The organism is Rahnella sp. 1L-D-7-B-C2 (assembly GCF_057290995.1).
In genome coordinates this window covers 47,072-61,592 of sequence record NZ_JBXAVQ010000002.1, presented here as the reverse complement: position 1 = coordinate 61,592, position 14,521 = coordinate 47,072, and the positions used below count along the sequence as shown (strand labels likewise).

General features: G+C 52.3%; 12 protein-coding genes. All 12 read left to right on the top strand.

What is annotated here, in order from left to right:
- Nucleotides 1–15 precede the first annotated feature (15 nt).
- The 12 genes from stbD (at nt 16) to AC0Z7K_RS03775 (ending at nt 14,494) form a co-directional block, all read left to right on the top strand.
- On the top strand, nt 16–1,344 hold the full coding sequence (gene stbD, locus AC0Z7K_RS03830) for a fimbrial usher protein StbD (RefSeq protein WP_485612946.1): 1,329 nt from the start codon (nt 16–18) through the stop codon (nt 1,342–1,344).
- Nucleotides 1,310–2,047 carry a fimbria/pilus periplasmic chaperone gene (locus tag AC0Z7K_RS03825; RefSeq protein ID WP_485612945.1) on the top strand — a complete coding sequence of 246 codons (738 nt, stop codon included), beginning with the start codon at nt 1,310–1,312 and terminating at the stop codon, nt 2,045–2,047. The genes stbD and AC0Z7K_RS03825 overlap by 35 nt, the downstream gene beginning before the upstream one ends.
- Before the next feature lie 158 nt (nt 2,048–2,205).
- Nucleotides 2,206–2,730 (top strand): hypothetical protein, encoded by a 525-nt coding sequence (locus tag AC0Z7K_RS03820; protein WP_485612944.1) that lies wholly within the window; start codon nt 2,206–2,208, stop codon nt 2,728–2,730.
- A gap of 15 nt (nt 2,731–2,745) precedes the next feature.
- Complete coding sequence (locus AC0Z7K_RS03815) at nt 2,746–3,051, top strand: hypothetical protein (RefSeq protein WP_485612942.1); 306 nt, start codon at nt 2,746–2,748, stop codon at nt 3,049–3,051.
- 116 nt (nt 3,052–3,167) lie between these two features.
- Nucleotides 3,168–4,880, top strand: a complete 1,713-nt coding sequence (locus AC0Z7K_RS03810) for an ABC transporter ATP-binding protein (RefSeq protein ID WP_485612940.1) — start codon at nt 3,168–3,170, stop codon at nt 4,878–4,880.
- A 769-nt stretch (nt 4,881–5,649) separates the two neighbouring features.
- On the top strand, nt 5,650–6,720 hold the full coding sequence (locus AC0Z7K_RS03805) for a porin (RefSeq protein ID WP_413529006.1): 1,071 nt from the start codon (nt 5,650–5,652) through the stop codon (nt 6,718–6,720).
- Nucleotides 6,721–7,004: 284 nt separating this feature from the next.
- Nucleotides 7,005–8,015: an N-acetyltransferase DgcN gene (dgcN, locus tag AC0Z7K_RS03800; RefSeq protein WP_485612938.1), complete on the top strand. Its 1,011-nt coding sequence runs from the start codon at nt 7,005–7,007 to the stop codon at nt 8,013–8,015.
- Nucleotides 8,015–8,980, top strand: coding sequence for an N-acetyl-D-Glu racemase DgcA (gene dgcA, locus AC0Z7K_RS03795; protein WP_485612936.1), 966 nt, complete (start codon nt 8,015–8,017; stop codon nt 8,978–8,980). The genes dgcN and dgcA overlap by 1 nt, the downstream gene beginning before the upstream one ends.
- Nucleotides 8,981–9,027: 47 nt before the next feature.
- Nucleotides 9,028–10,911, top strand: coding sequence for an ABC transporter ATP-binding protein (locus AC0Z7K_RS03790; protein ID WP_485612934.1), 1,884 nt, complete (start codon nt 9,028–9,030; stop codon nt 10,909–10,911).
- Between the two features lie 45 nt (nt 10,912–10,956).
- On the top strand, nt 10,957–12,501 hold the full coding sequence (locus AC0Z7K_RS03785; RefSeq protein ID WP_413529002.1) for a glutathione ABC transporter substrate-binding protein: 1,545 nt from the start codon (nt 10,957–10,959) through the stop codon (nt 12,499–12,501).
- Nucleotides 12,502–12,652: 151 nt separating this feature from the next.
- Nucleotides 12,653–13,573: an ABC transporter permease subunit gene (locus tag AC0Z7K_RS03780; RefSeq protein ID WP_485612933.1), complete on the top strand. Its 921-nt coding sequence runs from the start codon at nt 12,653–12,655 to the stop codon at nt 13,571–13,573.
- Between the two features lie 9 nt (nt 13,574–13,582).
- Nucleotides 13,583–14,494 (top strand): ABC transporter permease subunit, encoded by a 912-nt coding sequence (locus tag AC0Z7K_RS03775; RefSeq protein WP_213050493.1) that lies wholly within the window; start codon nt 13,583–13,585, stop codon nt 14,492–14,494.
- The last annotated feature ends 27 nt before the right edge of the window (nt 14,495–14,521 follow it).

The window sequence follows — 14,521 nt, the reverse complement described above, 5'->3', positions numbered from 1 at the left end:
GTTGAATCATAAATAATGCTTAAATTGAAACATATTATCACTTGTCTGGTGCTGGCGTTGCCCATTACATCTCATGCAACTTGCACTAGAGTTACAAGTACATCATCTTTATCTAGTGAGATTATTGCTGCAGGATATACTGCCACCTCCTGGAGAGGTGCATCGCATTCGTATGGTGGAAACATTGGTTTACCATCCTTGATTTCATTAAGTAGTAGTGATAGCTTCATGCCAGCCGGTACCTTGTTAGCCAGTTCACTAGCTACTTTTCTAACTTCTTCATCTGCAACAGCCTATACTGCAAATCAGATATTATTTCGTTGCGCTCTAGCAGATGCGGGATCAATTTCAGAAATGTATGCGACTCAATCTTATTATGCTTATTCTGGGAAAAACGAAACGAGCGATATAGAGAGTGCATATCATACACGTTTTAATGGAGTGGCTATTAGGTTAACTAATATAAAAACTGGATTGTATTATGAGGATGTATGGCAATCTAGGCTGCTAACAACTGATGATTGGGTAGAAGATGATACTTATATTTATATACCTGCGAGTGCATTTTCGGATACTTATGTTGAAATATTCAAGACTAACTCGACAGTATACACCGGCGGATATTCCACATCATATTATAAATACTCTGATAATAAGGCCGCTGGATTTGTAGCGTTTCGTGGTCCAGGTTTAAATACGGCTTCTTTAACCGATGGTGCAACGGAAAGTTCGCAAATCTATGGATGGTATGCAAACTGGCCAGGCCAGTTTGCTCTGTATCAGGATGTAACTTTTGTAAGGGGATCAATGTGTGTTGTCAAAGATTACCCATCCGTTGTTCTATTACCCACAATAAGTACTTCATCACTCAACAATGGTGAAACGAGCCAAAGTACTTTTGACATAAGTCTGAGTTGTGAAGATTCGGCAGTATCCAGCGTAAGTCAATCAACAAGTTCATCAGCAAATGTCGCTATGGGTTTCTTAGTTAATCAGTCAACCGCGAGGACAGCCGCGACAACACTGGGTCTAACCTCAACCAGTGGTTTAACGCATTTACTGGACACCAATTACGGCAGCTCCGGTGTTGCGTCCGGCGTAGGGATTCGTATTTATGACGAAAGTGGTAACGCATTAAATCTGCTATCTAGTAAGACGACTGCCACCGGGAATGCAGGCGGCTGGTACGCCTATAAAGATCTGACCACTAGCCAAGATGATTCAACGGACGGTGTTACAACCTACACCGGAAATTTCACGGCCTCTCTGGAGGCCATCAGTGGCGAAACAGTTACAGCGGGAGCGGTTAATGCACAGTTACAAGTGGTGGTCAGTTTTCAATAAAGTCGCCGCTGCGGCGGGGATTATGCTCTGTTGCACGGCGTTTCACGCCAGCGCGGTGGTTAATGCGGAAAAGACCCGCGTAGTGTTCAGCTCAGGCAGCATCGCGGAATCACTGTCATTAGTGAATTCAGAGAAAGAACCGGTCGTGGTACAGGTCTGGACGGATAACGGTGACCCGACGGTGAATCCGGATAAGGTCCACACGCCGATTGTGATCAACCCGCCGGTGTTCAAAATGAAACCGGCGGAGATCCGCAACATTCGCCTGTTATTGGTTTCTGCCGGAAGCCTGCCGCAGGATCGCGAAAGCGTATTTTGGCTGAATATCTACCAAATTCCTCCAAATACCGAAACGCGGAATAAAGGCGAGAAAAAGGTCGTGCTGCCGTTAAAAATCCGCATGAAAGTGTTTGTCAGGCCGGAAAAAATCGGCGAACTCAAGGAAAGTGATGCGCAGAAATTACAGTTCAGCATCAGGAAGGAGGCAACCGGCAATAAGCTGTTGATCCAAAATCCGACGCCGTGGCATATGACGATTTCATCGTTGAAGTCAGGGGCGACGGAGTTAGCGGGTGTCATGGTGGAACCGCTTTCCAGTTTGCGGCTGGATATCCCTGCGGATAAAAACCTGTCAGGAATGATGGATTATGAGGTGATTAATGATAACGGCACACGCTGGCAGAATAGCCAGCAGATAAATTAAATATCATTTCAACTTTCACTCTCAATAATAAAAATGACCACACCTGTGAGATAAAATGATTAACCGGCCGGTTGCGCCGGTCATCTCTTATGGCTAGTTTTGATGGCACGGGCAATAGAATAATTCCCGCCACCGGAATGGGTCACAGGAGAGGCATTTTGAAATCACTGTTTAAGCTTAACCTCACGATATTTATCGTCGTGGTGATAATAAGCGGATGTTCAACGCATAAATATGATCAGACGCTCGATAATCAAATCACAGCCTTTCAGATAAAAGCCGATCAACAGTTTGTGACATGGTATGCGAAGGCTATGGCGGAAGACGTCAAAACTGTCTCGCCGGTCGCAGCCTGCAACGCTGCGCCTGCGATGGCGGGGCAGTCGCTTTCGCTCATTTCCCCACCTTCAGTAACCGACAGTCAGTTTTTTAATTCGGCAGAAACGGATTTATCGCTGATTGAATCCCGCACCAAATTGCTTAATAACAATCCGGCGATAGACCAGCAAATGTTTGGCCTGAGAAATATCTTCTATCAGATTAAATACAAACGTCAGCATTGCTCCGGGCAGGACTCCCCGGCGTATATCAGTATTCAGCGAAAACAAGTCTCGGTGATTTTACAGGCAATGCTGACTTATCAGCTGGTATTAAAAAATGGCTCAGGCACTTCGAAAAACTAATCAGGGGTAAATGTGATGAGTGATATTTTTGATTTACGAGACAGCGCCATTAATGCGGCGAAAAACGCTCTGGGCGCGAACTGGAATACGGTTGCCAACGGCGCAGTGCCGCAGATAGAAGCGCTGCTGCAACTGACGTGGGAGATAGAAAAGGGCAAAGGTAGTTTTCGTAGCGGAGAATATGAATCTCTGCTGGCGTCGCAAAAATCCACCTTCGTGGCGGTACTGACCACCTATGAGGCGATAACCGAAGAAATTGCATGGCAGGCACTGAATGCGGCGCTTGGTGTCATTTTAAGCGGAGTCCGCAAGCTTCTTTGAATGATGCATAGGAAACGGTATCCGGCGGGCAGGTCTAAAATTATCTTTATCGATAACCATTTTCATTTAGACTGACGGACTTGCCCGCCTCCGGGCTGTTTCTATGAGGATGCCTGATGCTCCGCCGTTTCTTCTCTTATTACGCTCCCTATAAAAAATTGTTCTTCCTCGATTTTGGCTGCGCCATTCTGGCCGGTTTACTGGAACTGGGCTTCCCGATGGCGATCAAAACCTTCATCGATAAGCTGCTTCCCGCCCATGACTGGGTGCTGATCATCGGTGCGACCGTCGGATTGCTGCTGATTTATGTCATCAATACCTTACTGATGGCGATTGTGAACTACTGGGGGCACGCACTGGGCGTCGGGATTGAAACCGATATGCGGCGTCAGGCGTTCACTCATTTACAGAAACTGTCTTTCCGCTATTACGACAACACTAAAACCGGTCACATCATTACTCACGTCACTAAAGATCTGGAGGAGGTGGGGGAGATTGCACACCACGGCCCGGAAGATGTGTTTATTGCGGTGATGACGTTTATTGGTGCCTTTATCCTGATGGCCACCGTCCATGTGCAGCTGGCGCTGATGACCATCATTATTGTTCCGGCGATGACCTGGATGGTCAGCCGCTATGGTGCACAGATGACCGACACCTGGCGCCGCCTGTTCGGAATGGTCGGTAATTTCAACGCACGTATAGAAGAAAGCATCGGCGGTATTCGCGTGGTCAAAGCGTTTGCCAACGAGGAACATGAGCAAAAACTGTTTGCATCTGATAACGACAACTACCGCGTCACCAAGCTGAAGGCCTATAAAATCATGACCGCCAGCCTGACGCTGAGTTATCTCAGTACCCGGCTGGTGCAGATTATCGTGATGATCGCCGGGACCTGGTATGTGATAAATGACCAGCTGACCTACGGCGGATTTGTCGGATTCCTGCTGCTGGTGGAAGTGTTCTTCCGCCCGGTGGCAAAAATTAGCTCGGTGCTGGAAAGTTATCCGAAAGGGATTGCCGGTTTTAAACGCTTTACACAACTGATCGACACCGCACCGGATATCGTGGATCGTCCGGGCGCGCAGGTCGTCAGCCATCTGCAGGGCGACATTCACTATGACAACGTGGTGTTTGGCTACACGCCTGCCGGCAAAATCCTCAACGGGATCACGCTTTCTATTAATGCGGGTGAAACGCTGGCGTTTGTCGGGCCGTCCGGCGCGGGTAAAACCACGTTGTGCTCGCTGCTGCCGCGCTTCTACGAGATCGACAGCGGCAGTATCACCATCGACGGTATTGATATCCGCGATATGACGCAAACCTCGCTGCGCCATAACATCGGGATTGTGCAGCAGGACGTGTTCCTGTTTGGTGGCACCATTCGTGAAAACATTGCTTATGGCAAGCTGGGAGCCAGCGAAGCGGAAATCCGCCTCGCCGCCAGCCGCGCCCGATTAGATGATGTGATCGACGGTTTACCGCTGGGGATGGACACGGTGATTGGCGAGCGGGGCGTGAAACTCTCCGGTGGTCAGAAACAACGGCTGTCGATCGCACGAATCTTTCTGAAGAACCCGCCGATCCTGATCCTCGATGAAGCGACGTCTGCGCTCGATACCGCCACAGAGCAGGCCATCCAGCAATCGCTGGCGGAGCTCTCAGAAGGGCGAACCACGCTGGTGATTGCCCACCGTCTGGCAACGATCCAGAACGCTGACCGCATTGTTGTGGTCGATAAGGAAGGAATTGTCGAGCAGGGTACGCATGAAACCTTGCTCTCCCTTCAGGGCCGATACGCAGAGCTTCACGCCGCGCAGTTCCGTTAAATCCGTGATCCCTCCCCTGCAAAGGGGAGGGGTGGGTATCAATAGCCACTCAGAAGGTCAAAAAGTTCTTAAAATCTCTCAGTCGCCCTTAAAAGATTATCTCTCTTTTAATCCTTCGTATTTAATCAAAGCCCGTATCGAATAAAAAACATTCGAAGCGGGCAATTGAAATTATGATTCTTCGTTCAATTTAATCACCTGCGTAATTATATTTTCTTTTAATCTGTCTTTATTTTAATCAGCAGCATTATTAAAAATCCTAAACGCAATGAAATTGCGTAGTACAAAAATCTTATGGCTGCTTTTTCTATTTATTAGATAAGGAAGTTCACAGGAAAATAATTACCCTGCTATGCACTATTAAAAGGCAATAGGGGGTATTTTTCAGATAATTCCTTAACGATTGTTAACGGAAATAATCCCTGGAGAATGGTGATCTGGCTTGCAACTACTTTACAAATCGCAATGCAATTTGCACCAATATAATGCATTGCATCATATTGGTGCAAAACGTTATGCGGAAACCGCATATAATCAGTGGGTTAGCGGCTTATGGTAGAAATATTATGTTACATATCTTTACGTAAAAAAGACTCAGAACGCCGAACTTTTCCATTTTAACTTTTTGTGCGCAGTGTTAAGGTTCAAGTCGTTTTACAGACAGACGCATTTAAAAACATGTACAAATACTCATAGTCCTATATTCCCGTCATATAAAAGAAAGCGGACATGAGAAATCCTTTATAAAAAAATCAAGGAAATTTAAATAATGATGAAGCGCAGTGTGCTGGCCTTAGCGGTCTCTTTAATTGCAGTGGGTTCTACCGCGAATGCAGCCGAGATTTATAATAAAGACGGTAATAAACTGGACCTCTACGGTCGCGTTACTGCTAAGCATTATTTCTCCGATGACACCGGTTCTGACGGCGATATGACCTATGCACGTCTGGGCTTCAAAGGCGAAACTCAAATTAACGACACACTGACCGGTTATGGCCAGTGGGAATATAACATTCAGGCTAACCACGCTGAATCTCAGGGCGACCTGGGCAATAAAACCCGTCTGGGCTTTGCGGGTCTGAAAGTGAAAGATTTCGGTTCTATCGATTACGGCCGCAACTACGGTGTTGTCTATGACGCACTGGGCTTCACCGATATGCTGCCTGAGTTTGGTGGTGATACCGCTAACTCCGATAACTTCATGGTAGGTCGTTCTAACGGTCTGGCCACTTACCGTAACCAGGACTTCTTCGGTCTGGTCACTGGTCTGAACCTTGCCTTGCAGTATCAGGGTAAAAACGAAAACGACGGTCGCGCTTCCAACAAAGCGAACGGCGACGGTTACGGCGCATCCATCGATTATGAAGATATCGCAGGTTCCGGCATCGGCGCGGTTATCGCAGGCTCTTCTTCTGACCGTACTAACGCACAAGCCAACTCCGCTATTGGCGGCGGCGATAAAGCGTCAGCATGGGCAACCGCTCTGAAATATGATGCAAACCAGATCTATCTCTCTGCAATGTATAACGAAACCCGCAACCTGGCGTCAATCCCGGGCGGCTTCGCTAACAAAACTCAGGGTTATGAATTAGTTGCACAGTACCAGTTCGAAAATGGTCTGCGTCCGTCAATCGGTTACGTGCAGTCCAAAGCGAAAGACGTTGAAAACGGCGTGGGCGATGCTGACCTGGTTAAATACTTCGAAATCGGTGCGACTTACTACTTCAACAAAAACATGTACACCTATGTTGACTACATGATCAACCAGATCGACGACAACAACAAACTGGGCGTGAGCTCTGACGACGTTGTTGCTGTAGCGCTGACTTACCGCTTCTAAGTTAGTGTACGAAATTATTACCCCATTCTGTGTCTGAAAAAGGTAATCGCAAAGGCAGAGTTCATTGGCTCTGCCTTTTTTTATGCCTGCTGTTGCGCTGCTCGTCTGATTTACCCTGCCACATTGTCTCTTCAAATAACCACAATAAATTCAATGCGCTAAACCTATAGCTTCAGGTTATACCCCCTCGTTAAACAAGTATTCGTCAGCCGGAACTTCGCATGGAATAGTCTGCGTACGCATTACAACAACGCATTCTAAAAAACCTTTACGGAGAAACTGACATGCAGCAAATACCGATGCCGTACCTGTTATTCCTGGGCGATGTGATGGATCCGCTCGCAGCCAAAACGGCGCGTGGTATTCACGTCTGGCGTCCTGAATCTTGTGTCGGACAGATTCGTCTGGCGACGGATTCCGTTTCGCTCGGTTTACCGGATCTTGATATCGCCACCGCCAAAACGCAGGGCGCGAAAACTATGGTGCTGGGCACCGCAAACTCCGGCGGCAAACTGCCGAAGCACTGGATCGATTCCATCAAAACCGCCATTCGCGCCGGACTGAACGTCGCCAACGGGTTGCATCAGGGGCTCAATGATATCCCTGAGCTGGTCGAACTGGCCGCAGAACACAACGTTCAGTTGTTCGATGTGCGTCATATGCGCCCGGAGCTGGACACCGGTACCGGTATTAAGCGCAGCGGCAAACGTATTCTGACCGTCGGCACCGACTGCTCGGTCGGCAAAATGTATACCTCGCTGGCGCTGGAAGCGGCGATGAGGGATCTGGATCTCAAGGCTGATTTTCGCGCTACCGGCCAGACCGGCGTACTGGTTGCCGGTGCGGGTATCGCGATTGATGCGGTGATTGCCGACTTTATCTCCGGCGCGGTGGAGCTGCTCGCGCCCGCCAATGACGACGATCACTGGGACATCATTGAAGGACAGGGCTCGCTTTACCATCCGTCTTTCGCCGGTGTCAGCATGGGGCTGATCCACGGTGCACAGGCGCATTTACTGGTGATGTGTCATGAGCTTGGCCGCCCGCATATGCGCCATCTCCCGCATCAGTTTATGCCGACGCTGCGCCAGTGCCTCGATACCAACCTGGCCGCGGCCAGCCTGACCAGCCCTGACGTTAAAATCGCCGGTTTCTCCCTTAATACCTCCGGCGTGAGTGAAGAAGAAGCCAAAGCGGCGCTGGCTCAAATTAGCGAAGAGTTTGGCGTGCCTGCCACCGATCCGGTGCGTTTTGGCATTAAAAACATTGCGCAATGGATCAAGGACAACGGCTGATGATGCACATGAGTTTCGGCGCCGTCGAATTGCCGCTGGCGAAGCCTTTTGTAATTTCACGCGGAACGCGCACTGCCGTAACGGTGGTGCGGGTGACCCTGACCGACGGCGAGTTTACGGCGACCGGCGAATGTACGCCCACCGCGCATTATCAGGAATCGCCGGAAAGTGTGTGCGAACAGCTCGAACTGATCCGCCCGCAGGTGGAAGCCGGTCTGAACCGCGACGCGCTGCAACAGGCCTTGCCGATAGGTTCTGCGCGCAATGCCCTCGATTGTGCAATGTGGCATCTCGATGCGGCAAAACAGGGCAAGACGGTGTGGCAACTGCTTGATATGGCAGCGCCGGTGTCCGTCATTACCGCAGAAACGCTCAGTCTTGATTCGCTGGAAAACATGGCGAAGGCAGCTGAAGTGGCGGTAGCGGGCGGGGCAAAACTGCTGAAAATCAAACTTAACCGTGAGCAGATTATTGAGAAAGTGGCGGCTATCCGCGCAGCCGCGCCGGGCGCAACGCTGGTGGTCGATGCCAACGAATCCTGGCTGGGTTTGGATCTCGAAAGCCTGTTCCACGCGCTGCACGAATTCAACGTGGCGATGATCGAACAACCGCTTCCCGCCGGCAATGACCAGGATCTGGTGCGTTGTTTGCATCCTGTTCCTGTCTGCGCCGACGAAAGCTGTCATGAACGCGCCGATATCGCCGGGCTGACTGACCGCTACGAGATGATCAACATCAAGCTCGACAAGTGCGGCGGGCTGACCGAAGCGCTGGCAATGACCGCCGAGGCGAGACGGCTCGGTCTGCGGATTATGGTCGGCTGCATGCTCGGTTCGTCGATTGCGATGGAAGCGGCATTGCCGGTGGCGGTGCAGGCGGAACGTGTCGACCTCGATGGCCCAATCTGGCTGGCGCAGGACGCTGAACCCGCGTTGCGCTATGAGCACGGCGAAGTCTGGCTGTAATTGCCCAAATCACACATTACTGACCTCAATAAAGGAGACGCTTTTTGATGAATGAGCCCGTAACCATCTTACAGATTAACGATTTATCGGTGACGTTCTCCGGGCGGCAGGGCAAAACTCAGGCGCTGAAAGGCGTTTCCTTCTCTATTAATAAAGGTGAAGTGGTGGCGGTGGTTGGTGAAAGCGGCTCCGGCAAGTCCGTCACTTCACTGAGCGTGATGGGATTACTGCCCGATTCCGCGCACATTGATGCGGGCAGCATTGATTTCTTCGGGCGCAACGGCACGCGGCATACGCTGAATTCACTGTCGGCAGAGGCGCGTCGTAAGCTGCGCGGCCAGGAAATGTCGATGATTTTTCAGGAGCCGATGACCTCGCTTAACCCGGTGCTGCGCGTCGGTGACCAGCTCACCGAAGGGCTGCTCGATCACGGCATGGCGACCAAAGCTAACGCGTTGATCAAAGCCCGAGAACTGCTGACACAGGTTCGCATCCCGGACGTTGAACGAATTCTTAAATGTTATCCGCATGAACTTTCTGGCGGGATGCGTCAGCGCGTGATGATAGCGCAGGCGCTGGCCTGCGACCCGGCGCTGTTAATCGCCGACGAGCCGACCACGGCGCTGGACGTCACGGTGCAGGCGCGCATTCTGCAAATCCTGCGCGATCTGCAAAAAGGCACCGACATGTCAGTGTTGTTTATCACGCACGACATGGGCGTGGTGGCGGAAATCGCCGATCGCGTGGTGGTGATGTATCAGGGCAAGGTGGTCGAACAGGGCAGCGTGACCGATATTTTTGCCAACGCGCAGCATCCTTATACCCGCGCATTGCTTGCTGCCGTGCCGAAACTGGGCGATATGCAGGGGCTGAAGTGGCCGCGCCGTTTCCCGCTGCTGAGCACTCAGGCCGGTGCCGCCATGAGCCCAAAAAATGGCGCACAAAAGCAATCGGTTGCAGGTGATGAGGCTCACATTTTGTTGCCTGATGACGATCAAAAGACCGCGAATTACGATGCACCTCCGCTGCTCGACGTACACGGGTTGCGGGTCTGTTATCCAATCCGCTCCGGCGTGCTTTCCCGTATCACCAAAGAAGTTCATGCCGTTGAGCAGATCGATTTTTCCATCTGGCCGGGGGAAACGCTGGCGCTGGTCGGCGAGAGCGGCTGTGGCAAATCCACCACTGGCCGGGCGATTTTGCGGCTGGTCGGCAGCGAATCCGAAAGCATTCACCTTAAAGGCAAAGAGATTACGCTGATGCGCGACACGCCGTTTCAGGCCGTGCGTCGTCAGATCCAGATGGTGTTTCAGGATCCGTATGCGTCGCTGAATCCGCGACTGACCGTCGGTTTTTCCATTGCCGAACCGTTATTACTTCACGGCCTGAAAAAGTCGCTGGCCGACGCCACGCCGACCGTTAACCAGCTGCTGAAAAGTGTCGGATTGGATCCGTCCTTCGCCCGCCGTTACCCCCACGAATTTTCCGGCGGTCAGCGTCAGCGCATCGCGATTGCGCGTGCGATGGCATTACAGCCGCAAGTCATTATCGCCGACGAAGCAGTCTCCGCGCTGGATGTATCAGTTCAGGCGCAGGTGGTGAATCTGATGATGGATTTACAGCGGGATACCGGCGTCGCGTGGCTGTTTATCTCGCACGACATGGCGGTGGTGGAACGTATAGCCAACCGCGTGGCGGTGATGTACAGCGGACAGATCGTGGAAATTGGCCCACGAGATTCGGTGTTCAGCAATCCGCAGCACCCTTATACCCGACGGCTGCTCAGCTCCGTGCCGGTCGCGGATCCTGCACGGCGTGCGTTACGCAATTTTGACGAGGCGGAAGTGAAATCGCCGGTGCATCCGGCCGGCGTTCAGATAGAAAAAATTAAATACAGTCAGGTCGCTCCGCACCACTGGGTGTCTGTCTAAGTTATTCATCACTATGTTAATTATTTGAATACACAGGGGAATACTATGCACTCGACGTTTCTACGTAAAAGCCTTATCGCGGCCGGTCTGGCGCTCTGTTTCGCCGCTTCAGCACAGGCCAAAGACCTGCGGATTTCCATGTATGCCGACGTGACCGGTTTCGACCCGCACGACACCACGGATACACTGAGCTATTCCATTCAGAGCGGCATCTTTGAACGCTTATTCCAGTTCGACAGCAAAATGGCTGTGATACCGGTGCTGGCCACCGATTACTCCAGCAACGCCGATGCGACTGAATTCACCCTCAATCTGCGCCACGACGTGACGTTCCAGGACGGCACGCCGTTCAACGCCGAGGCAGTAAAAATCAACCTCGATCGTCTTGCCAATCCGGCCAATAAACTCAAGCGTAATTCGCTGTTTAGCATGATCAAATCCGTGGACGTGCTGACGCCGTATCAGGTCAAAATCACCCTGAACAAACCGTTCGGCGCGATGATCAACACGCTGGCACACCCTTCAGCGGTCATGCACAGCCCGGCCTCGTTAAAACAGTACCCGAACGAGCAGGATCTGAGCGTGCATCCGGTCGGTACCGGTCCGTTCAAATTTGTCGAATGGCAGCAGGGCAAAGACGTCAAGCTGGTGAAGTTCGACAACTACTGGCAGAAAGGCTGGCCGAAAGTCGATTCCGTGACGCTGTACCCGACGCCGGAAGACTCCACGCAGGTGGCGAAACTGAAATCCGGCGGCGTGGAAGCGGTCTATCCGCTGCCGTCTGACCTGGTAGATACCGTGAAAAGCGATCCGAAGCTGGATATTTCGCAAAATCCGGGCATCTATTTGTACTACATCGCGTTTAACACCCAGAAAAAAGAGTTTTCAGACGTGCGCGTCCGACAGGCGATCAACTACGCCGTGGATCGCAATCTGTGGCTGAAAGTCGGTTTCGCCGGGATGGGTTCACCTTCAACGTCGCCGCTGCCGAAAAACGTTCAGTTCTATCAGAAGCAATCCACGCCGGATTACAGCTACAACATCGCCAAAGCTAAAGAGCTGATGAAAGAAGCCGGATACGAGAAGGGCTTCGACGTGGAAATGTGGAGCTCGAACAAAACCGATCGCATCCGCAGCGCGCAGTTCCTCAAACAGCAGCTGTCGCTTATCGGCGTGCGCGTCAAACTGGTGCCGATGGATTCCGGTACGCTCAACCAGCGTCTGTGGAGCACGCCGAAACCGGCTGATGCCAAAGTCGAAATGTACTATGGCGCATGGTCGGCCTCTACCGGTGACGCCGACTGGGCGCTGCGTCCGCTGTTTGCCACTGAATCCTGGATCCCGTCTGCCTACAACGTCTCTTACTACAGCAACAAACAGGTCGATGCGGCCATTACCGCCGGGCTGCAAACGGCCGATATCGAAAAACGTAAAGCCGCTTATGCCGATGCGCAGAAACTGCTGTGGGCCGATGCCCCGGTTGCCTTCCTCGGCGTGCCGGACAATCTTGTCGGCAAAAGTAAGGATCTGACCGGCGTCTACATGCTGGCGGACGGTTCGCTTGTCTTCAATCAGGCACAGTTTAAGTGATTTTTTTGCTCCTCCCACTGCGAAGGGGGAGGTTGGGAGAGGGTTTAGCAGAAAACTTCAGATTCAGAGTTGCCATTAATACCCCACCCCAACACTCCCCTTCGCAGAGGAGGGAGTTAACTGAATTCAGGGAAACCAGGGAAACACATCTATGCTGACCTATTTTATTCGCCGGATACTGGAGATGATCCCGGTTTTACTGGTGGTCTCCTTGCTGGTCTTTGGTTTTATTAAGCTGCTGCCGGGTGACCCTGCGCGTATTTACGCCGGACAGGATGCGCCGATTGAGGCGGTTGAGTCCGCGCGGGAACTGCTTGGCCTCAACGATCCGCTGCCTGCGCAGTACTGGCACTGGCTTAATGGCATGGTGCATGGCGATCTGGGGACGACCTATCGCACGCGTCAGCCGGTATCAGGTGTGATCGAAAGCGGATTTATGCCGACGCTTTTGTTAGCGCTGGCGGGTTTCGCATGGTCGGTGGTGCTGGGGCTGGTGATTGGTGTCGTGTCGGCGCTCAAACGCGGAAAATGGCAGGACTGGACGCTGATGAGCATGGCGGTCGGCGGAATTTCCATGCCGCCGTTCTGGCTCGGACTGCTGCTGATTCAGTTTGTCGCGATGCCGTTCGGGTTGTTTGCGGTCAGTGGATTTAATCAGCCCACCGACATCATTTTGCCGGCGATCACCCTCGGTTCCTCGGTAGCGGCCGTCATGGCGCGCTTTACCCGCTCGGCATTTCTCGACGTCGCGCAGGAAGACTATGTGCGCACCGCCAGAGCCAAAGGATTACGCGCCCGGCTGGTGACCTGGAAACACATCATGCGCAACGCACTGATCCCCATCATCACCATGCTGGGCCTGCAGTTTGGTTTCCTCCTCGGCGGGTCGATTATTGTCGAAAGCGTGTTCAGCTGGCCGGGACTGGGCTGGTTGCTGATCGAGTCGATCAAGACGCAGGATCAGCCGGTAATTCAGGCGCTGGTGATGCTGTTCGTGTTCGAATTTATTCTGATTAATCTGCTGGTTGATATGCTGTACGCCGTTGTCAATCCTGCTATCCGCCTGCGCTAGGAGCTGCACATGACCGATCCCGTCTCTCCGCTGGGAGAAACCCAACCGGCTGCGGTTGCCGCGCACAACGACGATATTCGTTCGCCGTGGTATGACTTTTTCCACACGTTTTTACGCCATCCGATGGCGCTGGTTTCCGGCGGATTTATTTTGCTGCTGGTTCTGGTGGCGGTGTTCGCACCCTGGCTGGCACCCTATGACCCGATGACGCCTGACTGGATGGCGCTCGGCGTCGGTCCGACGGCAGAACACTGGTTTGGCACCGATGATTTAGGCCGTGACGTGCTCAGCCGCATTATCTTTGGCGCCAGGATTTCTCTGTATGTCGGCATTTTTTCTGTGACGCTCGGTATGATTGCCGGTGTGCTGCTCGGCCTGCTGGCGGGCTATTACGGCAAATGGCTGGATATGCTGATCATGCGCGGCTCCGACGTGCTGTTCGCATTTCCCGGCATGTTGCTGGCGATTGCGGTGGTGGCGATCCTCGGCCCTGGCCTGAACAACGTGATTATTGCCGTCGCCGTGTTCAGCGTGCCGGTCTTCGCCCGCATCGTGCGCGCCGCGACGCTTTCCATTAAACAAAGTGCCTATGTGGAAGCAGTGCGCTGCGTCGGTGCGCCGGACCGCGTAGTGATTTTGCGCCACATCCTGCCGGGCACGTTGTCGAACGTGATTGTCTATTTCACCATGCGCATCGGCACCAGTATTCTGACCGCCGCCAGCCTGAGCTTTATCGGCCTCGGCCCGGAACCGGACGTCCCGGAGTGGGGCAATATTCTGGCGATGAGCCGTAATATGATGATGGCGGGCAAATGGAACGTCAGCGTTTTTCCGGGGCTGGCGATATTTCTCACGGTTTTGGCATTTAATTTACTTGGCGACGCGCTGCGCGACACGTTGGATCCTAAACTGAAGAAATAGCCTGATGACTAACCCGCTGAAATGGAA

Bases quoted from the DNA above. Each gene is read 5' to 3' on its own strand.
- stbD (WP_485612946.1), top strand. From the start codon at position 16: ATGCTTAAATTGAAACATATTATCACTTGTCTGGTGCTGGCGTTGCCC.
- AC0Z7K_RS03825 (WP_485612945.1), top strand. From the start codon at position 1,310: ATGCACAGTTACAAGTGGTGGTCAGTTTTCAATAAAGTCGCCGCTGCG.
- AC0Z7K_RS03815 (WP_485612942.1), top strand. From the start codon at position 2,746: ATGAGTGATATTTTTGATTTACGAGACAGCGCCATTAATGCGGCGAAA.
- AC0Z7K_RS03810 (WP_485612940.1), top strand. From the start codon at position 3,168: ATGCTCCGCCGTTTCTTCTCTTATTACGCTCCCTATAAAAAATTGTTC.
- AC0Z7K_RS03805 (WP_413529006.1), top strand. From the start codon at position 5,650: ATGATGAAGCGCAGTGTGCTGGCCTTAGCGGTCTCTTTAATTGCAGTG.
- dgcN (WP_485612938.1), top strand. From the start codon at position 7,005: ATGCAGCAAATACCGATGCCGTACCTGTTATTCCTGGGCGATGTGATG.
- dgcA (WP_485612936.1), top strand. From the start codon at position 8,015: ATGATGCACATGAGTTTCGGCGCCGTCGAATTGCCGCTGGCGAAGCCT.
- AC0Z7K_RS03790 (WP_485612934.1), top strand. From the start codon at position 9,028: ATGAATGAGCCCGTAACCATCTTACAGATTAACGATTTATCGGTGACG.
- AC0Z7K_RS03785 (WP_413529002.1), top strand. From the start codon at position 10,957: ATGCACTCGACGTTTCTACGTAAAAGCCTTATCGCGGCCGGTCTGGCG.
- AC0Z7K_RS03780 (WP_485612933.1), top strand. From the start codon at position 12,653: ATGCTGACCTATTTTATTCGCCGGATACTGGAGATGATCCCGGTTTTA.
- AC0Z7K_RS03775 (WP_213050493.1), top strand. From the start codon at position 13,583: ATGACCGATCCCGTCTCTCCGCTGGGAGAAACCCAACCGGCTGCGGTT.